Annotated in this window: 1 protein-coding gene; it reads right to left on the bottom strand. The window is 71.7% G+C overall.

Annotation, left to right across the window (positions count from 1 at the left end; genetic code table 11):
• Positions 1–683: aldehyde dehydrogenase family protein (locus tag CCN56_RS41515; RefSeq protein ID WP_143664868.1), on the bottom strand; the 683-nt coding region annotated here is incomplete at both ends.

Raw genomic sequence — 683 nt, 5'->3', positions numbered from 1 at the left:
TGGGATCGCCAGCCGGGTACTGGTCCATGAGGTCGCCGACCGTGCTCAGCGCCGCGTCCAGCCGGTCCCGGGGCACGACGAGCCTGGTCAGCGCGGTGCAGGTCTGGCCGGAGTTGAGCAGGCAGCTCTTCACCGCGTCGGCGAGCGCGGCCTGCTCGGTCTCCTCGGAGAGCCCGTCCAACAGCACGCTGGCCGACTTGCCGCCCAGCTCCAGCAGGACCGGTTTCGGCGCGCGGGCGGCGAGTTCGCCGATGCGCCTGCCGGTCGCGGGGGAGCCGGTGAACGAGACGACGTCGACCAGTTCGTGCGCGACCAGCGCTTCTCCGGTGATCCCGTCGCCCGGCACCACGTTGAGCACGCCGGGCGGCAGCCCTACCTCGTCGGCGACCTCGGCCAGCAGCAACGCGCTGAACGGCGCCAGCTCGCTGGGCTTGACCACCACCGTGCAGCCCGCCGCGAGCGCGGCCGAGACCTTGGCGGCGACCTGGTGCAACGGGTAGTTCCACGGCGTGATCGCGCCGACCACGCCGAGAGGTTCCTTGAGCACCAAGGAGTTCCCCAGCTCGGCTGACCACTCGACCTCGCCGACCAGATCGGCCGCCGCGCGGAAGCTCGCAATGGGCAGCTCGGCCTGAATCCGCTGGGAGATCGCCAGCGGCGTGCCGACCTCGGCGGTGATCAGC

This window comes from Streptomyces sp. NRRL B-24572, from assembly GCF_002156145.1.
In the GTDB taxonomy this organism is placed as follows: Bacteria; Actinomycetota; Actinomycetes; order Streptomycetales; family Streptomycetaceae; genus Streptomyces; species Streptomyces vietnamensis.
Note: the sequence above shows the minus strand (reverse complement) of the source record. Positions and strands in the feature narration are given on the sequence as shown.